The 23,135-nt window shown below is 47.4% G+C and carries 18 protein-coding genes; 9 read left to right on the top strand and 9 right to left on the bottom strand.

Annotated features, from left to right (window positions below; genetic code table 11):
- Nucleotides 1–43: 43 nt before the first annotated feature.
- Nucleotides 44–961 (bottom strand): permease-like cell division protein FtsX, encoded by a 918-nt coding sequence (gene ftsX / locus EC604_RS17495; RefSeq protein WP_123065378.1) that lies wholly within the window; start codon nucleotides 959–961, stop codon nucleotides 44–46.
- Nucleotides 951–1,637, bottom strand: coding sequence for a cell division ATP-binding protein FtsE (gene ftsE / locus EC604_RS17490; protein WP_123065377.1), 687 nt, complete (start codon nucleotides 1,635–1,637; stop codon nucleotides 951–953). The genes ftsX and ftsE overlap by 11 nt, the downstream gene beginning before the upstream one ends.
- A gap of 253 nt (nucleotides 1,638–1,890) precedes the next feature.
- Between ftsE and EC604_RS17485 the strand changes: the two genes are divergently transcribed.
- On the top strand, nucleotides 1,891–3,324 hold the full coding sequence (locus EC604_RS17485) for a VanW family protein (RefSeq protein WP_123065376.1): 1,434 nt from the start codon (nucleotides 1,891–1,893) through the stop codon (nucleotides 3,322–3,324).
- 266 nt (nucleotides 3,325–3,590) lie between these two features.
- Here EC604_RS17485 and EC604_RS17480 read toward each other — a convergent pair whose 3' ends face one another.
- From EC604_RS17480 to EC604_RS17465, 4 genes are all read right to left on the bottom strand, one after another.
- Entirely contained in the window at nucleotides 3,591–4,235 is a 645-nt protein-coding gene (locus EC604_RS17480; RefSeq protein WP_123065375.1) for a hypothetical protein, read from the bottom strand.
- 317 nt (nucleotides 4,236–4,552) lie between these two features.
- On the bottom strand, nucleotides 4,553–6,115 hold the full coding sequence (locus tag EC604_RS17475; protein ID WP_123065374.1) for an MDR family MFS transporter: 1,563 nt from the start codon (nucleotides 6,113–6,115) through the stop codon (nucleotides 4,553–4,555).
- Between the two features lie 187 nt (nucleotides 6,116–6,302).
- On the bottom strand, nucleotides 6,303–7,130 hold the full coding sequence (locus EC604_RS17470) for a polymer-forming cytoskeletal protein (RefSeq protein ID WP_123065373.1): 828 nt from the start codon (nucleotides 7,128–7,130) through the stop codon (nucleotides 6,303–6,305).
- Between the two features lie 13 nt (nucleotides 7,131–7,143).
- The gene (locus EC604_RS17465) at nucleotides 7,144–7,767 is read right to left on the bottom strand and encodes a YhbD family protein (protein WP_123065372.1); all 624 of its coding nucleotides are present in this window, start codon (nucleotides 7,765–7,767) and stop codon (nucleotides 7,144–7,146) included.
- 293 nt (nucleotides 7,768–8,060) lie between these two features.
- On the opposite strand from EC604_RS17465, the gene EC604_RS17460 reads away from it, so the two are divergent.
- Nucleotides 8,061–8,849 (top strand): alpha/beta hydrolase, encoded by a 789-nt coding sequence (locus EC604_RS17460; protein WP_123065371.1) that lies wholly within the window; start codon nucleotides 8,061–8,063, stop codon nucleotides 8,847–8,849.
- Nucleotides 8,850–8,991: 142 nt separating this feature from the next.
- On the opposite strand, the gene EC604_RS17455 is transcribed toward EC604_RS17460, so the two are convergent.
- Nucleotides 8,992–10,623 (bottom strand): PucR family transcriptional regulator, encoded by a 1,632-nt coding sequence (locus EC604_RS17455; RefSeq protein WP_123065370.1) that lies wholly within the window; start codon nucleotides 10,621–10,623, stop codon nucleotides 8,992–8,994.
- A 171-nt stretch (nucleotides 10,624–10,794) separates the two neighbouring features.
- Between EC604_RS17455 and allC the strand changes: the two genes are divergently transcribed.
- From allC to EC604_RS17420, 7 genes are all read left to right on the top strand, one after another.
- Nucleotides 10,795–12,039 (top strand): allantoate deiminase, encoded by a 1,245-nt coding sequence (gene allC, locus EC604_RS17450; protein ID WP_123065369.1) that lies wholly within the window; start codon nucleotides 10,795–10,797, stop codon nucleotides 12,037–12,039.
- A gap of 33 nt (nucleotides 12,040–12,072) precedes the next feature.
- Nucleotides 12,073–13,302 carry a pyridoxal-phosphate-dependent aminotransferase family protein gene (locus EC604_RS17445; RefSeq protein WP_123065368.1) on the top strand — a complete coding sequence of 410 codons (1,230 nt, stop codon included), beginning with the start codon at nucleotides 12,073–12,075 and terminating at the stop codon, nucleotides 13,300–13,302.
- Nucleotides 13,303–13,515: 213 nt separating this feature from the next.
- On the top strand, nucleotides 13,516–14,853 hold the full coding sequence (locus EC604_RS17440) for a uracil/xanthine transporter (RefSeq protein WP_123065367.1): 1,338 nt from the start codon (nucleotides 13,516–13,518) through the stop codon (nucleotides 14,851–14,853).
- A 3-nt stretch (nucleotides 14,854–14,856) separates the two neighbouring features.
- Nucleotides 14,857–16,161 (top strand): amidase, encoded by a 1,305-nt coding sequence (locus tag EC604_RS17435; RefSeq protein WP_123065366.1) that lies wholly within the window; start codon nucleotides 14,857–14,859, stop codon nucleotides 16,159–16,161.
- Entirely contained in the window at nucleotides 16,158–17,015 is an 858-nt protein-coding gene (locus EC604_RS17430; RefSeq protein WP_123065365.1) for a fumarylacetoacetate hydrolase family protein, read from the top strand. The genes EC604_RS17435 and EC604_RS17430 overlap by 4 nt, the downstream gene beginning before the upstream one ends.
- A 324-nt stretch (nucleotides 17,016–17,339) precedes the next feature.
- Nucleotides 17,340–18,734, top strand: coding sequence for an NCS1 family transporter (locus tag EC604_RS17425; RefSeq protein ID WP_123065364.1), 1,395 nt, complete (start codon nucleotides 17,340–17,342; stop codon nucleotides 18,732–18,734).
- Nucleotides 18,735–18,802: 68 nt separating this feature from the next.
- On the top strand, nucleotides 18,803–20,158 hold the full coding sequence (locus tag EC604_RS17420) for an allantoinase (protein WP_123065363.1): 1,356 nt from the start codon (nucleotides 18,803–18,805) through the stop codon (nucleotides 20,156–20,158).
- Nucleotides 20,159–20,353: 195 nt separating this feature from the next.
- Here the strand turns inward: EC604_RS17420 and argH are convergent, their stop codons facing one another.
- Both argH and EC604_RS17410 read right to left on the bottom strand, forming a co-directional pair.
- Entirely contained in the window at nucleotides 20,354–21,757 is a 1,404-nt protein-coding gene (gene argH / locus EC604_RS17415; protein WP_111269132.1) for an argininosuccinate lyase, read from the bottom strand.
- Nucleotides 21,758–21,863: 106 nt separating this feature from the next.
- Nucleotides 21,864–23,099: an argininosuccinate synthase gene (locus EC604_RS17410; RefSeq protein WP_090922968.1), complete on the bottom strand. Its 1,236-nt coding sequence runs from the start codon at nucleotides 23,097–23,099 to the stop codon at nucleotides 21,864–21,866.
- Nucleotides 23,100–23,135 lie beyond the last annotated feature (36 nt).

Here is a 23,135-nt window from a genome sequence, read left to right as displayed (position 1 = left end):
TACACTGAAATGGCGCAAGCGTGGGCATGACCCCGCAGTATAGTTAGACTTTAAGCGACTTCCGGATGGATAGTGTACTACCCAGAATTCCGACAAGCACCCCTAGTCCAATCAGCAACGTTCCCATAAGTGGCCAGATCTCGCTGAGTGGAATCAGATTCAACATCTGCATGAAGACATCCTGACCAATCGTTGACATCAATTGACTGTATCCGAAGAACAGAACGGCGACTGTAATGATGGAACCGATTAGTCCAATCAACGCTCCTTCAATAAAGAAAGGCCAGCGGATAAAGGTGTTGGTCGCACCCACCAATTTCATAATACCAATCTCCCGGCGGCGAGCCAGAATCGTTACGCGAATCGTATTCGAGATCAGGAACATCGACATCAGACCCAGTCCCCCGACAAAAATAAATCCGATATTACGAACAAGCTTCGTGAATTTGAACAACACATCTACCGTTTCCTTGCCGTAGTTCACTTTCATGATCGGCTTCTCGGGATGTTTCTCGTTCAATGCTTCAATCTTCTGCGCGACAAAATTGACCGTTTCCGGCTCAATCACTTTGACTTCAATCGTATCGGGCAATGGATTGTTATCGACATCGAAACCACCGAGAACATTATCCGCATTTTCGCCTAGACGATCACGGAATTCTTTTAATCCCACATCCTTCGGAACAATTCGAATCTCGCTGACTTCAGGCATGGCACTGATCTCCTGACCAATGACATTGCGCAGGTTCTCGTCCACATTCAGCTCCAGAAACGTACTAATCTCGACCTGGCTGTCTACCTGATTGGCCATAGAGTTCACGTTAAGCACAAGCAGCATAAACACGCCAAGAATAAACAGAGAGACGATAATCGACATGACGGATGCCACTGACATCCAGCCATTGCGGAATACGTTCTTGAAGCCCTCCCGCAGATGTCGCAAGAGAGTACTAAAATTCATAACCGTATTCCCCTCTCATCTGATCCCGTACAATCTGTCCGCGTTCAATGGCGATAACCCGCTTACGCATCGTATTAACAATATCTTTGTTGTGTGTTGCCATCACAATCGTTGTGCCCCGGAAATTGATCTCGTCCAGCAGTTGCATAATGCCCCATGACGTCTCCGGGTCCAGATTTCCTGTAGGCTCGTCAGCAATAATGACGGAAGGATTGTTTACAATCGCCCGTGCGATTGCAATCCGTTGCTGTTCCCCGCCAGAGAGTTGTGAAGGTTCACGGTTGGCCTTGTTGCGTAGTCCCACCAGATCGAGCACTTCCATAACCCTTTTCTTGATTTGGCGCTTCGGTGCTTCAATAACTTCCATCGCAAATGCCACGTTCTCGTACGCTGTCATCTTCGGCAACAGACGGAAATCCTGAAAGACAACGCCGATATTACGGCGCACATAAGGAATTTTCCGTGGTTTCAGCTTGCCAATATTAAATCCGTTAATGGATATTTGCCCTTTGGTTGGCACTTCTTCTCTGTACATTAGCTTCATAAATGTCGATTTGCCTGCACCGGATGGACCAACGATATAGACAAATTCATTGCGGTCGATCTTCACCGACACCCCTTGTAATGCGTGGGTCCCATTGGCGTAGGTCTTCCACACGTCCTGCATTTCTATCACATCATCACTTCCTGCTCACATAGTTAGCCATTATGATTTCGACACAATCCCGGCATTTCCTTTAAAAAGGCCTGAAATTCATCAGGAAAAATCCATTCTGTCCCTCTTTTGCTGGTGAAGCATGGATTCATATGAAGTTTATTGTAACAAATTTGTTACCTATTGAGTACCCGAAAGTTTTCCACCCTTGGATCATATAGATAGAGAGTGTTACGAATTCCGGAACAACAGAAGCCAAAAGGAGCGTTCGGTTATGAAAAAAATACATGTAACGGTTATCGCCCTGTTCTCCCTGCTCTTGATCGGCTCCGCGTCCTATGGATTGCTCTATATGTACGTGAATCAACCCAACTTACCCAAAGGTGTACAGGTCGGGGGCTGGACCATCGATGGCAAACATCGCAAGGACGTACTGGCAGAAATGAACAATCGCATTCAACAATTGCAGGACTGGCCCGTCGCACTGGAGCTGACTGAACCCAACCCAATAACAATGTCACATACCGCCGCCGAACTAGGAGTGAGTTACAATGCAAACAGCTTCAAGGCCGCAGTACAACAGCTGGATGAGGGGAACCTGTGGGAACGTGCGTATGCACGGTATCAATTCCCCCAGACCTTCCCTTTGGATATGGACTACAACGAACAAACTTTTCAACAATTGCTTAGTCCTGCCTGGGAAAAAGAAACCTTCGGTACACCGGCAGAAGCCGTTCGCCGCATCACCCCAAATGATCAAGTGCAGTACATTCCGGAAAAAAGCGTGCATCGGGTGGATTGGAAAACACTCAGCACCCTCATGAAGACCAAGCTGCATAGAGAGCTCAGCGATGTGGTGGATGGAGTAAAACCAGAACCCATACGGATTCTTTTACCTCTATACACCTTGAAACCAGAGGTAACGTTTGATTCCCTGAAGCAGGAAGGCATCGAGCGAAAAATCATTCAATTTTCCACAGGACTGGGAAACAGCAGTCAAGGTCGGGTACATAATGTCAGCGCGGCTGCTCAGGCCATCAATGGGATGATTTTGCCGCCTGGAGGTGTGTTCGACTATGAAAAGGTGATTCGCAAAGCGGAGAAGGAATATGGTTTTCGGGAAGCACCGGTCATCGTGAATGGCCGGCTGACACCCGGAATTGGCGGAGGAATCTGTCAGGTATCCAGCACCGTATATAATGCTGCCCTGTTGACGGGTCTGGATATTGTGGAACGGCGCAATCATTCATTGCCCGTTAAATATTTACCGAAAGGGCTGGATGCCACCTATGCCTCAGGCGCCATTAACTTTCGTTTTCGAAACAGCACTGAGAAATCATTGTTGATCCACGCGAAAGTGCTAGGCGGACGCATGGTCGTGAAATTTTTCGGCACATTTCCGGAGAATGTCAGTTATACGGTGGAGTCTCGTACGATTGAAACGCTGAGTGTACCCGTAAAGTATGTATCCAGTAATGTGCTTCCCGACGGCGCCCAGCAAGTACTTCAGAATGGACAGCCCGGGTACATCGTTGAAACGGTGCGTACGAAGAGAGTGGATGGCAAAGTCGTTGAAACCAAAACAATCTCACGTGACATTTACAAAGCACAAAGCCGCCTTATTGCACGCTCAGGTCATATTAGCATGCCTGATCCACAGCAACCTTCAGTGGTGGAGGATGGCATCCGTGAGGGGAATCAGCCTTAAATTCAGGTGATAATATATAAGTTGAAATATATTTTGTTTACACTGGGCACTCCGCTGACAGAATAACCTTCCGATCGCTGTTATCCCCGGATTTTTTGGATTCCCTTTTCCAAAGAGGAAAATCCGGGGATAAAGGCGAAGCTTATGCTTTCGATGTAGCTTTCTTGCAGAAAGCTTTTAACTCCGCTTCTCCAGGTTTTTTCTGTCCTCTCCGTTATTGTGTAAATGAATTACATAATGAATTTCCCCCGGCTTATTAGTAAAAGCTATAACTCTTCGCTTTGTTTAGAAGAATCTTCATTATTTTCATTGTTTTTTCTATATTCTTTGAGAGCGCTATCGTTTTCAAAAGTCACCTTGACCGCGTAGTTAAAAATAAGTAAAGGGGCCATAACTATTAAAAATGAAACTTTTATAAAGTTATCATCAATTCCATCAGCAATAACTAAAACACTAGTAGTTAGAGTGGCTCCCCATATCACCATTCTTCCTATTTCTAAAGCTGGTTTTTGATTAATCGAGAAATTTTCATGTTTTTTGAATACTGTGAAACTTATTAAGTTTAAGATAATTGGAGTAAGTATATAATAAGCTAAAACTATATATATTTTCATATTGCCTGAAGCATCGTTTGGTACAAACTCTATGAACTTTGTAATCGAGGCTAACACAACAAATAAGGGTAGAGTAATTTGCAGATAAGTAGCCAGAATAACGAACCTAGACCTACTAACCTTATCAAACATACGTACTCGATTAAAGTAAAACAATGTACTTATATAAAGAACAATCGCCATAAAGAATCCATGAAAGAATATACTCCCAAATATAACTAAGAGGTAAACAATAGAGATAATTATATTATCAACATCTCTCTGGTCCAAGATTTCTTGATTTTTTTCAGTTCGCATTAGTACCTTCCCTATGTATTTTTTTGGTTTTCAAGAACATTTTTCTTTATTCAAAATACGGCCTTTTCAAAAAAATGCTGTGATTACATATGTGTCAGAGAGGGTCAAGCTTCAACTAGGAAGTTATGACGGTCACTAGTACTGACCCAATCTGCACTTTATGAACAACATGTTTTTTTATCTCAACTTCTCTTAAACACTGAAAATCTCTATACACTAAACACAAAAACAATAATCCACTATTTTATGATCACCAAGAATAATACTGGATCGCTACTTAACGAAACCCTTAGTAATTGGTTCTTTGACCCATTAGCTTAGTGCCCACCTGTATACTCATGTTGCTCTTCTCCCACCACCATTTTCTCTTTTCCCATAAAGAAGGAAGCGATCAGTGCAAGGGCCGCCGGAATAACCGCCCAGGCAAACAGCTGTACAATAGATGAGGATAACGCATGTGTGATGGAATCCAGCACTTGGGGTGGAATCCCTTGACGCAGCTCTGGTGATAACAGTGCATGCGGATCGGTCAGATCCATCCCGGCAGGCAGACCACCTGCAGGTGTGCCAACCGATGCACCAGCTTCGCCAGTAGCACCAGCCATGCCGTCTGTCATCTTGCGAGTAAAGACTTGACTCTGTACAATGCCAAAGATCGTGATACCCATCGTCATGCCCAAAGAACGCAGAAAGTTCAGCGTTGAACTGGCAGCACCACGTCTTTGGGGTTCAAATGCATTCATAGCCGCATTGCTAAGTACGGAGAAAGATGCGCCGACACCAAGGCCAATCATGACCATGTATACGCGAATCGTCCATAGAGATGAATTTTCATCCAATGTCGTTAATAAACCTAGCCCCACTACAAGCAAAGCCAGCGTTGGAATCATAATATTGCGGTATTTCGTTTTGGTCATGAGCACACCGCCCATGGAAGCCGTCACAACGGAACCTAGCATCATCGGCAACAATACAAGACCCGAGTTGGTCGCTTTGCCGCCGAGTACGCCCTGGATGAAAATCGGAATATACACGGAAGCCGTAATAAACGCAGCACCACTGAACATGGCAATAACGTTACTTGACCAATACACCCGCTTGCGAAACATACCGAATGAAATAATCGGCTCTTTGGCCTTCGTTTCTGCATACAAGAAGATCAATGCCAGCACGATAAATCCGGCAAATAGCCCCAAGATCTGTGCAGAGTCCCAGGCAAACGTTTTGCCACCCAGCTCCAGCGCAAAGATCAGGCAGACCACAGCACCAATCAGTGTAATAGCACCCAGCCAGTCAATTTGCTGTGACTGATGCTGGTGAGATTCCTTATAGAAAAATGCGATGAACAGAAATGCAATCAAGCCTAGCGGCAGATTGATGTAAAACACCCATTCCCATGTTGCATACTCTGTAATGTACGCACCTAGCAGCGGCCCGAATACACTCGAAAGACCGAACACTGCTCCAAACAGACCACCCAGCTTCCCCCGCGACTCAGGCGCAACGACGTCGAACATAATCGTAAACGCAATCGGCACCAGTGCTCCTGCACCGATCCCTTGAATTGCTCTGTACATCGTCAGTTCCACGATGGATGTCGCGGTTCCACACAAAGCGGAGCCAAGCATAAATACGATGATCCCGAAGACAAAAAACTTTTTACGTCCATACATATCCGACAGTTTACCGAAGATCGGCATACCTGCCATCTCGGCCACCATATAGGCAGAGGTTACCCAGACGAATTTGTCGAGCCCGCCGAGCTTGCCCACGATATCCCCCATGGCCGTAGCCACAATGGTGTTATCCATAGAGGCCATTAAGATGCTGAGCAGCAAACCTGCCAGCACAAATCCAATTTTATTGTTGCGTGCAGCCATTATTGTTAGTCTCTCCATTCCCGTTCTATTCATATGACTGCATTAGTATATCCGAAAAGAAATAACAAGCAATCAGTCCAAGGACCGATTGCTTTATGGCAAAACCTTCTACCTAGAGGGATATCCATCAGCTCTATCCTTTAAAAGTCATAAGGGTCGTCTCTCGCTCTTATATCTCGCATATTCGCTAGATTCGCACACTGCTGCCTACCTTTGCTTCCGGATCAACGGATAGTTCACCAGAATACTCCACAAACCGGATATTACAACCTCGCCCAATATGGACCCGATTCCCTCGAACCGTATCTGCTTCGGTATCTTCCAGCACAATTTCATCGCCCTCGATCAGTTGAGCCCTGAAGGATGGTGCCCCGCCTAATCCGAGCGCTTTCCAGAATCCGCTGCGTTCCTTGCGCCGGATGTCGATCCGCTCGCCGCCTACTTCTCTTGCTGAAGAGGACGTGTATAATCGAATCTCCACACTGTCCGCATTAAGAAGTCCGCCTACCTTAATATTGCCCTGAACGTCGATTTTCTCTCCCTGCACATCTCCATCAATAGTCGCCATACCCCCAATATCAATACGTTCACCGTTCACTCCACCGCGCACATTACACTTTCCGTTCACGGTAAACTCAGGTGTAGACAGGTCTCCATTAATCGTGGTCATGCCATCCACACGTACCCGGGAGCTAACCAGCGGACCATTAATCGTACACATTCCATTAACCATTGTGCTCTCGGCTCGAGCTGCACCGTGGACTCCCAGTGTTCCGTTGACATCAAGAGACTGGGTGCGAAGTTCTCCCTCCACTTTGGCCATACCATTAACCGTTGTACTTTCAGAGACGAGGGAACCATAGATTTTCAGCGTGCCGTTAACACTCAGGGAGGAACAATCCAGATCACCATCCAGTTTAGCCATACCATCGATATTTACCCGATGATAGGAACCGCCCGTTGTTTTACGAGACCCTGTAACATTCAGATCATTTCTCAAGTGACGTTCTTCCATTATAAAATCCCCCTCAGCCCAATTTAATTTTCAATTCTTCCATGAACGTTGCCAGCGGAATGCGGAGTACCACTTTTACCCCATGATCAAAATAAAGCTCTGCTCCCGAGTTCACTACCATTAAGGTAGGTACGCCCATCTTGCGAATAAGCAGCAGTTCACTAGCTCGGTCTCGGAACCGATAGTAGTGCTCAGACATCACATCAATTAAGAGCAATCCCTCCTGCTGCGTGATATCCCCGCTGAGAAGCAACTTCTCAAGCACATATAGCATCATAATCTGTTCCAAACCGTATAATGCCTGCTGGCGTCCAGCCTCATTTAACAGATCAAGCGAAGCGAACGAAACAATGTTTCGGTCTAGCAATTGCTGATCGGACATCTCCACCTCACCAAGTGTTGGCGAAAACACATCCGCCAGTTCATCCAGCGACAGTCCGTCTTTCATATGAATGATCTTGTCGATCCGCTGTAAAATCTGCTGTTTTGGGAAAAATGTTTCCTGTCCCGTAAAAGAAGACTTTCGAATAAACCATTCCTCGGGAATGAGGTTTTTCCGTTTCCATCGATATAGTTGACCGTATGAAATACCTGTCAGGTCAAGCAGTTCTTTTTTGGAGATCAAATCATCTGTCATTTCAGGACCCCCTTTCCATTGAATACAGTGTAACAAAACATTGTTACGTTGTAAAGGTGCGAGGATCATATGTGATAAAAATAAACTTTTCTTTGTTTGTTGTTTGTTCCTAAACTTGATTGTAAACAAGTTATTTTTTGCAATTATCGAATACGTTTTATAACCTTTCGTTGCGTTTACTTTATTTTGGGTATAACCTTGAATAGTAGCTGGTATCGTCCCGCTTTCTTACCTTTTCCATTGCATAGAAACATCTTTTAAACATCCATTCATGAAAGGGGTTACTTTTTGGTATGGCACTCATTAAATGCGATTTCTACTCGGACGCCCTCGGATTAAGCACAAGCATGCATGTCATTCTGCCACAGCAGACCCACACTCAGATCGGTATGGAAAATGTGAAAGGTTCCGGTCTGCACCCCACCCTGTATTTGCTTCACGGAATGTCAGACGATGACTCCATTTGGCTACGCCGTACTTCGATTGAACGTTATGTCGCTTCACTTGGTATTGCGGTCGTTATGCCGCAGGTCCATCGAAGCTTCTACACGGATATGGCGGAGGGAGGGCGTTACTGGACATTTATAAGCGAAGAACTGCCAACACTGGCCCGCTCATTCTTCCCGCTTTCAGCTAAACGCGAAGATAATTTCGTAGCTGGCCTATCCATGGGCGGATACGGTGCCTTCAAGCTGGCTCTACGAAAACCCGATCAGTACGCTGCGGCGGCAAGTCTTTCGGGCGCTCTTGACATGGCCGCTCATTTGAACAACGACGTCCCATCCGCCTTACGGCAGGCTGAACTGTTACGTATCTTTGGTCCGCAATTTGCAGGTTCAGAGAACGATTTGATCCATTTGCTCCAGGAGAGCAAACATAACACGGCTCCACGACCGCTCCTCTATCAATGCTGTGGAACAGAGGATTTTCTGTATGAAGATAATCAGACGTTCCGCAAATCCTGCGCCGAGACAGACTTCAAGTTAACTTACGAGGAAGAGCCTGGGGAACATGAATGGGGTTACTGGGACATGAAAATTCAGGATGTGCTGAAGTGGCTGCCGCTGTCTAAAAGAGACTGAGGCATTAAAGAAACCCTTTTTTCCCTCATTAATTGGCCATTAGAAAAAAGCAGGCCTGAAGTGCACTGCGCCCCCTTGGTTACTTTAACTAGCCTGGAGGTGCAGTTTATCTCAGCCTGCTTTTAATCATATTCGGTCACCCTTAAAACTCTGCCTTTCCTTCTTCCGGTAGCAACGCTTTGATCCGAAAAGCCATCCGAAGACGTAACGTTTCTTCCGGGTCTTTCAAGCTGCGGCCAATAATCTCCTCGCATTTTTCCAGTCGATAAATTACGGTATTCCGATGAATATAAAGTCGCTTTGCCGTCTCCGCAAGATGACAGTGCGTTTCCAGATATACGGACAAGGTATGAAGCAACATATGGTGATCCTTAAGTGTCTCGTCTTCGAATCCTTGCATTGTATCCACATAAAATTTTCTTAGATGATCTTGGGGAATTAAACGCAAAATTTCAGATACTTCCTTCGGCTGATACAATTCAATAAAGCGCATTTTCCCTGATATACTCCCGAAATAGAGAGCTTCATTGGCCTCTTTAAAAGATAAAGGAATCTGGCTAAGTGGCTGGGCATAACTGCTAAGACCAAATGACAGCTCGGATTCGTAATACATGGCTATTTTACGTTGCAGACGTTCCAGTAGCTGGGTAAAGGAAGTTTTGATCATCTCCCACTCTTCAACCAGCGGCATGAGTAACACATAGGATCGGTCATGGGTAAACAAATATATTGGATGGCGGAATTGCGCTAGCTCTCCTTGAAGATGTTCGGCAATCTGATCCTGTTCTGCCTTGTATTGCATGAATGATGTCGCTCGATCCTTGCCATTCAGCTTGCCGACCGCACAAAGGTACCGTTGATCGCTGGATAGTCCAAACTCTCTTGCCCGGTTAGCAATCTCCTCATTGCTTGAGAAGACCCCTCCAATAAAGTTTGTAAAAAACTCATTCTGGATTCGGCGCCGATTCTGCTTCAATGCATTATCCTTCATTAATTCAAACGCAATCACGTTGGTTGCCTGTTCAATGGTCAGAATGCTTGAACGTTCAGAAGGTGATATGAAACCGGTAATACATAGGAAATGCAGTTGCCTATGGGTGTATACAGGAAATAACGTGAACGTTTCGCGTTCCTCCCCTAACAAGGAAAATGCCGAGAACATGGAAGGCGTAACATGAAATTGACCGCCGCCAGATAACAACACCTCTAGCTGTGCAGCCGTTTTAGCAGGAACTCGGCCGAAAATCGGCTGCAGATACGGCCCGAGCAAATATACAGGAAGTCGCAGCAAAGCAGATAATTGATCAAGCAGCTTAGGTATACCTTGACCGCTCATAATTTGTTGAGTGAACTGGCGATGGGTCTGTATCGCATTATGCAACTCCGTCGTTCGCACATCGAGGATATGACTCAGCGATTTGTTGACAATATCACCTAGCGAAGGATCAACAGGCAGTTCCACCAGAGGCAGTTCTAACTCATTTGCCAGCTGAACTGCGGATTCGGGAATATGGCCGAGAAACCTTTTACTTTTGATACCCAGTCCTGCACATTCCTGTTGCCCCATCTCACGAATCAGTTCGAGCAGAGCCGGCAGGTCATCCTTGAAGTGAAAAGCCGTCGTAATCAATAACTCATTTCTTTTCAAGTACGGAATAATATCAGGAGCATCCATCATATTGACGGTATGAACTTCCCGATTCAAACCACCGCTTCCCCCTACCACGATTGTGCCGTTGAATACAGCCAGCTTCAGCAGGTCACTCATTTTCATCCTTCTCCACTCCTATGGTTAACATGCACAACGAATTTAGCTATTCTTCTACATTTTCGTGAATGATTTTTAACTTTTTTTATTTTACGATGAATTAAACGCAATGCCAAGTTAATTAATCTAACATCGGCCGGAAAGCTAGCGTTGCCGGAATGGGGGATACTGCACTTGATGATTGAACAACCAAAACCATCTGCCTTGTCTAAGCAGATCGAAGAGATGGTCGAATGGCTGGCTTCGTACGGAAAAGACAACAGCGGCGGTGTAACCCGTTTGCTCTATGACCCGGCTTGGAGCGCAGCTCAGAAGGCGATTCAAGCCAGAATAGAACTACTTGGTTTATCTGCACGCTATGACGATGTCGGCAATTTATTCGGCAGGCTCTCTGGACGCGACCCTGAAGCAAACGTTGTATTAACCGGATCTCATGTCGACACCGTGATCGGCGGTGGAAAATATGACGGAGCCTATGGGATCATTGCAGCACTCATTGCTGTGGAATATTTGCTCACACATTACGGTCAGCCACTCAAACCGATCGAAGTGGTATCGTTGTGCGAAGAAGAAGGTAGTCGTTTTCCAATGACTTATTGGGGCTCGGGCAACATAACGGGAGTAAAAGAGCGCGAGGCCGTTCACCACATCAACGATGTAAACGGAATCCCCTTCGAACAGGCGATGCACGAGGCAGGATTCGGACTCGGACTTCATGCACAGCCAACACGCAAGGACCTGGAATGTTTTATTGAACTACACATCGAACAAGGCCAAGTGCTTGAACGCGAAGAGAAATCGATCGGCATCGTCAGTCACATCGTGGGGCAACGCCGCTATAACATTACGGTATACGGTCAGAGCAATCATGCCGGGACAACACCTATGCATTGGCGTCACGATGCGATGTTTACTTCAGCCGAGTTGATCCGAATATTGATGCATCGGGCTAACGCCCACGAATCCGGACTTGTTGCCACCGTTGGGCGTATGGAAGTTAAACCGAATGTAGGTAATGTCATTGCACGCGAGGTCACCTTTAGCCTGGATGTCCGTCACAGTGATGCGAAGATCATTGAGCAATTTTGTGAGGCATGCTTCAGTGATTTCGAGACTGTCACCTCTGAACACGGAACAACGGTCACTTGCCATAAGTGGATGGATGAACCTCCCGTTGCGATGGATTGCACGTTAAACCAAACGGCTGAGGACATTTTAAAAAGAGAAGGTATTTCGTACAAAAGAATGACCAGCGGAGCAGGACATGACTCACAGATCTTCGGCACACATTGTCCAACAGGATTATTATTCGTACCAAGCCAGGGCGGCATTAGCCACTCCCCTGCTGAATTCACTCATACGGAAGATTTGCAGCGCGGAGTTCGCCTGTTAATCGACCTGTTATACAAGCTGGCATATTGAATGAACAACCAGAAACCAGGAGGCGATGATGAGATGACACAGTACCGGGAAATTCATGCACCTTTGAGAACCATTATGACCCCAGGACCGGTCGAGGTTGACCCCAGAGTTTTGAGAGCCATGGCAACGCCCATTCTGGGTCAATTTGATCCGGAATTCACCCGAATGATGAACGAAACGATGGACATGTTGCGGCAGACATTCCAAACGACGAACCAGTGGGCCTTTCCGGTTGATGGCACTTCACGTTCCGGTCTGGAAGCCGTGCTGTGCAGCCTGATCGAGCCAGGGGACAAAGTGCTTGTCCCTATCTTCGGACGCTTTGGGCATCTGCTTACTGAAATCGCTGAGCGTCACGGCGCCGAACTCCATCTGATGGAATGCCCGTGGGGAGAAGTATTTGACCAACAAGCAGTAATCGACGAGGTAAAACGAGTTCAGCCCAAAATTCTTGCTATTGTACATGGCGAGACTTCAACCGGTTGCATGCAACCACTGGACCAGATCGGTCCAGCTTGCCGAGAACTCGGTGTGTTAACGGTCGTTGATGCTGTTGCTTCCATTGGCGGCGCCCCCGTCAGAGTAGATGAATGGCAACTCGATGCCGTGATTGGCGGCACCCAAAAGTGCATATCTGTCCCTTCTGGCATGGCTCCTGTGACTTATAACGAGCGGGTAGAACGCATTCTGGCAAGTCGGAAAAAGGTAGAACGTGGTGTTGCACTTGAGAGTGATCGCCGGGATGTCGCACACCCGATCCGCAGTAATTACTTTGACCTGAGCCAGCTGCAAGATTACTGGGGACCACGCCGGTTGAACCATCATACGGAGGCAACATCTATGCTGTACGCACTGCGCGAAGGATTGCGTATTCTGCTGGAGGAAGGACTTGAGGAACGCTTCGAACGTCATCGTTTGCATGAAAAAGCACTAATGGCAGGTATCCGCGGCATGGGTCTGGAGCTGTTCAACGATAAAGCATGGAAGCTTCCAGTCGTCACCTGTGTAAAAATTCCGGCAGGCATTGATGGCGAGTCTGTACGAACTACACTTCTGACTCAGTTCGGCATTGAGATCGCTAGCTCATTCGGACCGTTGCATGGGCAGATCTGGAGAATCGGCACCATGGGTTACAGTTGTCGGAAAGAAAACGTACTATTCGTCCTATCCGCTCTAGAAGCTGTGCTAATCCGCCATAAAGCTCCGATTGTGATTGGACGCGGGGTGCAAGAGGCCCTCGACGTTTACGAGCACGCAGAATAAAGCTGTAGAGTAAAGCTCTGAGGGATTTAGATATCGATAGGAACAGGCTATTTTCCAATTAGAATCAAGGCTATTTTCAATATTGAAAGGATTCCGGGAACTGCCGGAATCCTTTTGTACAATTCAGACTTCGTTCAAGATACATCAACTGCATCATGGATTGCTGAATGCATGGGAAATATTTTCAACGAAGATCCACACGGAAGGTGACACATGTTTAATATCAACTGGCTGCGCTCCGGTCTGGGCGGGCTGCAATGGCTGTTTTTCTTATTTACCAATACGGTAGTTATACCTATTACAGTTGGGGCGGCATTTGCACTGCCCCAGGAACGAATTCAATTTCTGATCCAGTGTTCATTCATTCTCACCGGAATCGCATGTGCTGTACAAGCATGGCTTGGACATCAAAGATCTGTCATGGAAGGACAGTCGGGATTATGGTGGGGTGTCATCCTGAGTCTTAGCGCATCCGCCCCCTCCCTTGGTATATCCATGACGGAGCTCGGGGGCAGCCTCGCCGTCGGCATTCTGATCTCGGGTGTGATCACGATCCTGATTGGTTTATGCGGCCTAGCCACTCCTTTATCGAAATTATTCACGCCAGGGGTCATGGCCGTATTTATGTTCTTACTTGGTTGCCGACTGAATATCATTTTTCTCGAAGGTATGCTTGGTATTTCATCAGGCTCTTCCGATAAGGCGCACGTCATCCAACCTGCCGTTTTCCTACTGGCGGCAGCAGTGGCTGTTTTTGTAGCTGTCTTATCCATAAAAGCAAGGCCAGCCATAGCGCAGTATGCTTTGCTAATTGGTATTTTGGGCGGCTGGGCATTACATGTATTTATCTTCGGCAGCTCTGGGGGAACACCCAACTCGGGAACACTCGATGCAGGCTGGTTTCCGCTTGGAGAACCTACAGGTGGATTGAACGCTGGCGTAATCGCGATCGCCGTGATTGCCGGTTTAATCAACACTTCAAACACATTTGGCGCCCTGAAAGGTACTGACGCTATCTATGAACACGAAGCGGCGAGCAGCCAGTATAAACGGTCTTTTACAATCAGCGGCATCCTTGCAGTGATATCGGGTCTGCTCGGACTCGTTCCATACGCTCCATATGTTAGTTCTGTCGGCTTTCTCCAACAAACCCGTATGCGAGAAAAGCTTCCGTTTGTCATCGGGGGTCTGCTATTTGCAGCCATCGGCCTGATTCCAGCTGTCACCGGTTTACTGACACAACTTCCGCTCAGTATCGGAAGCGCTGTACTATTCGTGACGTACCTTCGCCTTTTAGGTTCTTCTCTCCAGTATTTCGGACAGCTTCATATGGATGCAGCGAACCTCTACCGGACGGCTGCGCCATTATTCATAGGTATTATCGTTATGGGATTACCGTCGGAGATTTTCACGACATTCCCCCCATTGCTACGTCCACTTCTCGGAAACGGGCTTTTGGTAGGTATTTTACTAGCTTTGTTGTTGAACCAAGTCCACTCCCGCTCCTCCCTGAGTGCACTAAGCCCTAGTATAAGAACGAAAGGGGAATAACTAATGAAACATTCGAATCAGGAACAGACAGAGGCATCGGCAACGAAAACAGGTCCAAAAGAAACAACCGACGCACTCCAGTCTAATCACTGGGGGGCGTACGTTAATGCAGAAATCAGACTTCCAGCTACCCAAGCTGGCCCACTAAGCGGACTAACCTTTGCAGTTAAAGATGTCTTCAATATTCAGGGAGAAACAAGCGGAGCAGGCAATCCCGATTGGCTTCGCACACATGAGCCTGCAACTTCTACCGCTCCTGCATTGCTTATCCTGCTGGAGAATGGGGCAAATCTCGAAGGCACAACACAGACAGATGAATTGATGTACAGCCTGAATGGGGAAAATGCCCATTACGGTACGCCAACCAATCCCCTCGCTTCGGATCGGATTCCAGGCGGTTCATCGAGCGGGTCTGCCGTGGCAGCAGCAGCGGGACTGGTCGATTTCGCTGTTGGAACGGATACTGGCGGTTCTGTACGTATTCCATCTTCGTACTGTGGTCTGTACGGCTTCCGCCCAACGCATGGAACTGTATCGGCAGAAGGGGTCATCCCTCTTGCACATAGCTTTGATACAATCGGCTGGATGAGTCAGGATGTAACTATTTTACGTAACGTAGGCAACGTGCTACTGAAAGAAAAGCTCCTTCCGAAGGAAAATGGATCAGAAATTACGTCTGAAATAGAGATGAAGCCCTTCACTCATTTCTTCATAGCGTCAGAGGCTTGGGACCTGCCAGAAGCTGAAGATCGTTCAATCTTACTCTCAACATTACATGGAATTGAGGGATGGCACCCGGATGGCTATCAAGCCATTGACCTAAGTGAACCTGCCGAGAGCTTGGCAGAGTGGTCAGCAACATTCCGCGTTCTTCAAGGGCTGGAAATTGCGCACGAACACAGTGGCTGGCTGACAAAAGAACGTCCGACGTTTGGCCCGGGGATCGCAGAACGTTTTGAGTGGGCTTGCTCCCTTGAGAAGTCTGCTAGCGAGGCCGAAGTGGAGCTGCGTGCTCGCGTACGGCGTAACCTCGTTGACTTGTTAGGAGAAGAGGGCCTGCTGGCCATTCCAACCGCACCGGGCCCAGCTCCCCTTCTGGGATTGAAGGGTCCTGAAGCAGAAGCTTACCGCGCCAAAACGATGCAACTCTCCTGTATCGCAGGGCTTTCCGGCCTGCCCCAGGTTACGGTTCCTGTTCTCCGTCCCGATGGACTGGCCATAGGGTTATCATTTATCGGTGGTACAAAGACAGATGTTAGGTTATTACATTGGACAGCAAAGCAGTTTGCGGGAGAGGTGTGCCGATGAAACTTGTAACGATTGAAGATAATGGGCGGGAGCAAGCAGCTGTTTGGACGGATCGAGGCATTATTCCGCTGACGTCGCTGAACGAGCAGTTCGGGACGAACTGGGATACAGATCTGTTTACTTTACTGCAAAAAAATCAATTTAACGCACTACGTAGCTGGTATAGCAATGAACACGAGCAACTTGTTTCAGTGCCTTCTCTGCCGGTCAGTGACGCATCCTATCGTGCGCTGTATCGCCGTCCAGGGAAAATCATTGGTGTAGGCATGAACTATTGGGACAAAGCCATTGAACTATCTGGGCGCCCACCCGAGGATGAACCCGTTATTTTTCTCAAACCTGATTCATCCCTGATTGGCTCCGGGGAAACGATTCGTCTACCGGATGTAGCCGGACAGGTCACTGCTGAAGCAGAACTCGCCATTGTCATTGGACAAACATGCAAAGCCATTCGTGAAGATCAGGCCATGAGTGTCATAGCAGGTTACACAACGTCACTCGACATGACTGCCAAAGAAATTCACGCCCGCAATCCCCGGTTCATGCAGCGTGCCAAAAGCTTTGACACGTTCCTGAGCCTTGGTTCTTCCCTCGCAACACCCGATGAATACGAAAATCTGAATGAACTTGAGATTCAAACGTTACACAATGGCCATGTTACTCATCGTAATACCGTTGATCACATGATCTTCTCGCCTGCGTACCTGATTTCTTTTCTTTCGAATGTGATGACACTCCATCAGGGAGATGTCATTTTGACGGGTACACCAGGATCAGTCACCATCCAATCAGGCGATGTGGTTAGCTGTCAGATTGATGGACTTCGGAAACTGGACAATAGAGTCGAGGGCTAAATCCGAACATTATAAGGTTTTATGTACACAAAAATGCGTCTATCACACCACTCACTTTAAACATAACAAAACACGTCATGTTTTTTCGTGCATTTTCAACAGAAATTAAGATAACAATCTACGTTTTTGTCAATGAATTGTACAAACAAGATGATAAAATAAGATATACGAAGAACAGGTAAGGATATATAACACTAATGAGTTATTTTATCTTACATGTTTTATATCATCTGTGGTGTGCAGACAGGAATGGATGGAATGACTCGTTAATTCAGAGACCGACCAGCCTTGCGGCACCCCATATCAAAGAGGAGTGGGGCAGATATGTCAACGAATTTGGCAGGACAAGTACTGGAACAGACGCAGCTACATGAAGAAATCAGTATCGACGACTCCTTAAAACCGAAACAGGAGAGCGAGAGAACAATCGGATCAGTACCTTACATGTTCATGTGGATCGGGGATGGCGTGAACCTCGGTAACATGACCCTCGGAGCGAGCCTCGTTGTTGCTGGTGTTGCCACGCTCAATGTGTTTCAGACATTTGTAGCTGCGATGATTGCCATTGCGATCATTTCCGTAATCTTTGCCATAAATGACCGTTTTGGTTATCGAACAGGCATCCCCTATGTGGTTCAACTACGTATGTCGTTTGGCATCAAGGGATCGATTATCTCCTCATTTTTACGTGGTGTGCCTGCCATCGTATGGTACGGCTTCCAGAGCTGGGTCGGAGCAACGGCCTTGAATGAAATTGTCAAAGTATTAAGCGGTGGCAGCTTAGACAGCATTCCTGTTTGTTTTATCTTGCTACAGGCTGTTCAGATTGTCCTGTCACTTTATGGATTTCACGCAATCAAGTGGGTTGAAACCCTCGCTTCCGTCGTTATTATGCTTGCACTCGTTTACGTATTCAGCTTATTACTCAACTCCCACAGCACAGCTATCAGTGAAAATTGGGTGCATGCAAAAGGAACATGGGGCCTTCCATTCTTCGCTTTCATCATGGTATTCCTCGGCAACTATGCAGCCATCTTCCTAAGCGCAGGTGATTATTCTCGTGAGCTGAAGAGCGGCATGAGTGACAAAAAGCGTAGCATGCTGTACTTCTTCCCTATCGTTATCGCTTATGGATTCGTTCTGACTATCGGGGCTATGATGGCCGCAGCAACAGGCATCTCTAATCCAGTTAAGGCATTTGCTGTTATTGTGGACAATCCATACATCACCGTATTCGTTTCTGCCTTCATCGTTGTTGGTGCGGTTGCTGTTAATATGGTCGCCAACATCGTACCACCCGCTTACGTCATCTCGCTTGTTACCAAGCTCAAATACAAAGCATCTGTTGTCATCACTGGCTTGCTTGCCCTCTGTTCGTTCCCATGGGTACTCGTGCAAGATTCCTCGGCTCAAGGTTTGAATACATTTATTCTGATCTATTCCGCATTCCTGGGCCCCATTGTAGCGATTATGCTGGTCGAATATTACATCTTGCGAAAACAAAAGGTCGATACAGCAGAGTTATATCTGGATAATGGCTCCTTTAGAGGGTATAACCCAAGCGCCTTGTTAGCCATGCTCATCGGAGCTGGAGCAGCCTTCTTGCTCGTTGACATCGGATGGATCATCGGGTTCACCACAGCAGGCCTATCCTATCTGCTACTTAGCAAATTCGCTTTTAAGGGTTCCTCATTCAAGAAAGGTACCATCTACGAATAAAATAAACGAGCCTGATTTGACTACCAGAGCCAGCCCATTTAAATATCACCAAAGAGAGAGGGATAAATATGGAACATTATGATCTGATCATACGCGGCGGAAGCGTGGTGTTGCCAGACGGTGTCGCACAAGTCGATATCGGCGTAAAGGATGGCAAGATAGCGGCGATTGCCACCACACTTGAGGGCGAAGTTACACACGAGTGGAATGCCACCGGACAGCATGTGCTTCCAGGGATGATAGATGTACACGTGCATTTCAGCGAACCAGGAAGAGAGCACTGGGAAGGCTTTACTACCGGATCAGCGATGATGGCTGCAGGTGGCTGCACGACCTTTTTCGATATGCCGCTAAACGGAATCCCCTCGACAGTTACGGAAGAAGCACTGCTGGAGAAGGCACGCATTGGTAATGAAAAATCACTCGTTGATTTTGGCCTCTGGGGCGGACTCGTGCCTGGCAACGAAGATGATCTGGAGCCATTAGCCGAATCTGGCGTCATTGGATTTAAAGCATTTTTGTCGACCACCGGTAATAAAGAATTCGAAGCGGTAGACGACATGACACTGCTGACGGGCATGAAAAAGATTGCAGCTCTCGGCAAAATTCTGGCTCTGCATTCGGAAAGCGCGGCAATAACGAACTGGCTGAAAGCTGAAAAGGAAGCGGCAGGGCTCGTCAGCGCCGATGATTATCTGGAGACAAGGCCCATCCTCGCGGAAGTCGAGGCGGTTGAACGCGCACTCTACTATTCCGAAATTACAGGTTGCGCCCTGCATTTTGTTCATATCAGTTCCGCAGCAGCTGTGGCTATAATTGAGGCGGCAAAAGCCCGCGGTATGAATGTAACGGTGGAAACTTGCGCACATTATCTACTCTTCAACCACGATAGCTTACGGGAAAAAGGTACCATTGCCAAATGTGCTCCTCCCCTGCGTGAAGCGGATGAACAACAACGCCTGATCTCCCTCCTGGCAGAAGGTAAATTCGATATACTGTCTTCCGATCATTCACCATGCCCTTACGAGATGAAAGATCCGAAAGATTATAATCTCTTTCAGGCATGGGGCGGAATCAGCGGCGGACAGTTCACACTGCTCTCTGCTCTGGAACTTGCATTGGCCCACAACATTCCACTAGAGCACGTCGCTGCTTGGACAGCTTCGAATCCAGCAACACGCTTTGAACTTGCAGATCGTAAGGGCAGTATCGCCATCGGAATGGATGCAGACCTTGCCATCGTAAATCTGAATGAAGCCTTTACCGTGACGGAAGAAAACTACTACGCCAAGCATAAACAGAGCCTCTATATTGGGCACACCTTCCCGTCGAGTCTGGCAGGTACAATCGTCCGCGGACATGTCGTTGTGCAGGATGGCAAGGTGCTTCCTTCTGTAAACGAAGGTAGTTGGCTGAAGCCTTAATTTAAGGTAATAGGAACAAAAAAGAAGCATGTCGGAGATTTCATCTCTCGAACATGCTTCTTTTTTCAGTCATTTTCCTTCTTTTTCATTCATTTATTCATCATTCATTCCACCATACTATCAGTTGTATCTATCCCATTTAGAACTCTACTCAGAACTTAAATGAGTCCTAACCCTGAGTTCCAACAATGAGCCTTAACCCCGATTTTCAATCCACTGCTCGGTTGCTCCCAGCACCTTCTCACTGCGAGCAATAGCCTCTGCCACTTGACCCGACGCTGTACCGCCATACACGTTACGTGCATTGACTACCGCTTCCGGCTGCAGCACATCGTAGATGCGGTCATCGAACAACGGTGAAAATTGTTTGAATTCATCAATCGTCAGATCAAGCAAATATTTGCCGTTCTGGATGCAGTACAGTACCGTTTTACCAATCACCTCATGCGCTTGACGGAAAGGCAGACCCTCACCTACGAGGAAATCAGCAATGTCAGTTGCGTTAGAGAAGTCCTGGTTCACTGCTTGGCGCATGCGATCTTTGTTCACTTTCATGGTAGCGATCATCGGAGCAAATAACTGCAACGCACCTTCCAGAGTAGCTACCGTATCAAACATGCCTTCTTTGTCTTCTTGCATATCCTTGTTGTAAGCCAGAGGAAGGGATTTCAACACGGTGAGCAATCCGATCAGATTGCCGTATACACGTCCTGTTTTACCACGAACAAGCTCGGGCACATCCGGATTTTTCTTTTGCGGCATAATGCTGCTGCCTGTGCAGAACGCATCATCCAGCTCTACAAAACCAAACTCCGTGCTGCTCCACAGTACCAGCTCTTCGCTCAAACGGGACAAGTGAGTCATGATCAGGGAAGCTGCCGCCAGGAACTCCACAATGAAGTCACGGTCACTTACCGCATCCAGACTATTCTCATATACTCCATCAAAGCCAAGCTGTTCTGCTACAAAATGACGATCAATCGGGAACGTTGTTCCTGCAAGTGCCCCTGCACCAAGTGGCAGTACATTAATCCGTTTGTAACTGTCCATTAGACGCTCCGCATCACGCTGGAACATGGATACATATGCCATCAAATGGTGTGCAAACAGAATTGGCTGTGCACGCTGCAGATGGGTATAACCGGGTACAATCGTATCCAGATTATCTTTAGCTTGTCCGATCAATGCTTCCTGCAAAGCATGCAACATGCCAACAAAACCAACGACACGCTCACGCAGATACAAGTGCATATCGGTTGCCACCTGGTCATTCCGGCTGCGGCCTGTATGCAGCTTACCGCCAACAGGGCCGATCGTTTCAATCAGGTTTTTCTCAATGTTCATATGAATGTCTTCATCCGATACGGAGAATTCCACTTCACCTGCACGGATTTTATGCAAAACGGTAATCAGGCCTTCTTTGATCGTTTCTACATCTTCCGCAGGCAAAATACCACATTTGCCGAGCATCGTTACATGCGCCAAACTGCCTTGAATATCTTCTTCTGCCAATGCTTTGTCAAAGTTAATGGATGCGGTATATTCTTCAACCAGATGATTGGTTTGCTTCGTAAAACGTCCTCCCCACAGCTTGCTCACAGTGAGTATCCCCTTTCGCTCATGGACAAAGCCGCCCCTGCCAGAATGTGCAAGAACGGCCTGCCTTGTCAGTAATTATGATATAGCGTGACACACACGCCGTGAATTATTTTTTGTTTTGCTCCACACCGGAATGTACTTTCAAACGCAGTGCGTTCAAGCGAATAAAGCCTGTTGCATCGCCTTGGTCATACGCTTCTGATGGATCTGCTTCCATGGTCGCAATGTCCGGATTGTACAGGCTCACAGGGCTTTTCACACCTGCGCCGATGACGTTTCCTTTGTACAGTTTCACACGAACCGTACCGGTTACGTTCTTCTGGCTTTCCGTTACCAGAGCTTGCAACGCCAAACGTTCCGGCGCAAACCAGAAACCGTTGTACACAAGTGTGCTGTAACGAGTAATCAAGCTATCACGCAGGTTCATCACTTCACGGTCCATGGTGATGGACTCCATTTTGCGATGTGCCGTGAACAGGATCGTTCCACCCGGTGTTTCGTATACGCCGCGGCTCTTCATACCGACAAAACGATTCTCTACCATGTCTACACGGCCGATACCGTGTTTGCCGCCCAGTTCATTCAGTTGCTCCATCACTTGCAGCGGGCTCAGACGCTCGCCGTTCAGGGCAACACAGTCACCTTGTTCAAACTCCAGCTCGAGGTACTCCGGTTGATCCGGTGCATCCTCAGGTGCGCTGCTCAGCAGGAACATATCTTTGTTCTCGTCCGCGCTCGGATCGAACCAAGGGTCTTCAAGCACACCGCTCTCATAACTGATATGCAGCAGGTTGCGGTCTGTGGAGTAAGGTTTCGCCGCAGAAGCGGTAACCGGAATGCCATGTTTTTCAGCATAAGCGATCATTTCAGCACGTCCCGGGAACTGATTGCGGAACTCTTCCAGACGCCAAGGGGCGATCACTTGAATGTCTGGTGTCAGTGCAGCTGCATTCAGCTCAAAACGAACCTGATCATTTCCTTTACCCGTAGCACCGTGAGCGATCGCTGTAGCACCTTCTGCACGCGCGATGTCCACCATACGTTTAGCGATAAGCGGACGTGCGATACTTGTACCGAGCAGATATTGGCCTTCGTAGAGGGCGCCTGCCTGGAACATTGGATAGATGAAATCTTTCGCGAACTCGTCGCGCAGATCATCGATGTATACTTTGGAAGCGCCCGTAGCGAGTGCTTTTTCTTCGAGTCCGTCGAGTTCATCCTTCTGGCCGATATCCGCGGTAAACGCGATAATCTCTGCATCATACGTTTCTTTCAGCCATTTCAAAATTACAGATGTGTCTAGTCCGCCGGAATAGGCGAGTACGATTTTTTCCTTAGCCATGTGATATGGTCCTCCCCAAGATCAATTACGATATTC

Source organism: Paenibacillus amylolyticus, from assembly GCF_003719335.1.
GTDB classification, from domain to species: Bacteria; Bacillota; Bacilli; order Paenibacillales; family Paenibacillaceae; genus Paenibacillus; species Paenibacillus amylolyticus_D.
The sequence above is the reverse complement of the archived record's forward strand: the minus strand, read 5'-3'. Positions and strand labels throughout refer to the sequence as shown.

Bases quoted from the DNA above. Each gene is read 5' to 3' on its own strand.
- EC604_RS17435 (WP_123065366.1), top strand. From the start codon at position 14,857: ATGAAACATTCGAATCAGGAACAGACAGAGGCATCGGCAACGAAAACA.
- EC604_RS17420 (WP_123065363.1), top strand. From the start codon at position 18,803: ATGGAACATTATGATCTGATCATACGCGGCGGAAGCGTGGTGTTGCCA.
- EC604_RS17460 (WP_123065371.1), top strand. From the start codon at position 8,061: ATGGCACTCATTAAATGCGATTTCTACTCGGACGCCCTCGGATTAAGC.
- EC604_RS17470 (WP_123065373.1), bottom strand. From the start codon at position 7,130: ATGGAAGAACGTCACTTGAGAAATGATCTGAATGTTACAGGGTCTCGT.
- EC604_RS17480 (WP_123065375.1), bottom strand. From the start codon at position 4,235: ATGCGAACTGAAAAAAATCAAGAAATCTTGGACCAGAGAGATGTTGAT.
- EC604_RS17440 (WP_123065367.1), top strand. From the start codon at position 13,516: ATGTTTAATATCAACTGGCTGCGCTCCGGTCTGGGCGGGCTGCAATGG.
- allC (WP_123065369.1), top strand. From the start codon at position 10,795: ATGATTGAACAACCAAAACCATCTGCCTTGTCTAAGCAGATCGAAGAG.
- EC604_RS17465 (WP_123065372.1), bottom strand. From the start codon at position 7,767: ATGACAGATGATTTGATCTCCAAAAAAGAACTGCTTGACCTGACAGGT.
- EC604_RS17425 (WP_123065364.1), top strand. From the start codon at position 17,340: ATGTCAACGAATTTGGCAGGACAAGTACTGGAACAGACGCAGCTACAT.
- EC604_RS17445 (WP_123065368.1), top strand. From the start codon at position 12,073: ATGACACAGTACCGGGAAATTCATGCACCTTTGAGAACCATTATGACC.
- ftsX (WP_123065378.1), bottom strand. From the start codon at position 961: ATGAATTTTAGTACTCTCTTGCGACATCTGCGGGAGGGCTTCAAGAAC.
- EC604_RS17455 (WP_123065370.1), bottom strand. From the start codon at position 10,623: ATGAAAATGAGTGACCTGCTGAAGCTGGCTGTATTCAACGGCACAATC.
- EC604_RS17485 (WP_123065376.1), top strand. From the start codon at position 1,891: ATGAAAAAAATACATGTAACGGTTATCGCCCTGTTCTCCCTGCTCTTG.
- EC604_RS17475 (WP_123065374.1), bottom strand. From the start codon at position 6,115: ATGGCTGCACGCAACAATAAAATTGGATTTGTGCTGGCAGGTTTGCTG.
- EC604_RS17410 (WP_090922968.1), bottom strand. From the start codon at position 23,099: ATGGCTAAGGAAAAAATCGTACTCGCCTATTCCGGCGGACTAGACACA.
- EC604_RS17430 (WP_123065365.1), top strand. From the start codon at position 16,158: ATGAAACTTGTAACGATTGAAGATAATGGGCGGGAGCAAGCAGCTGTT.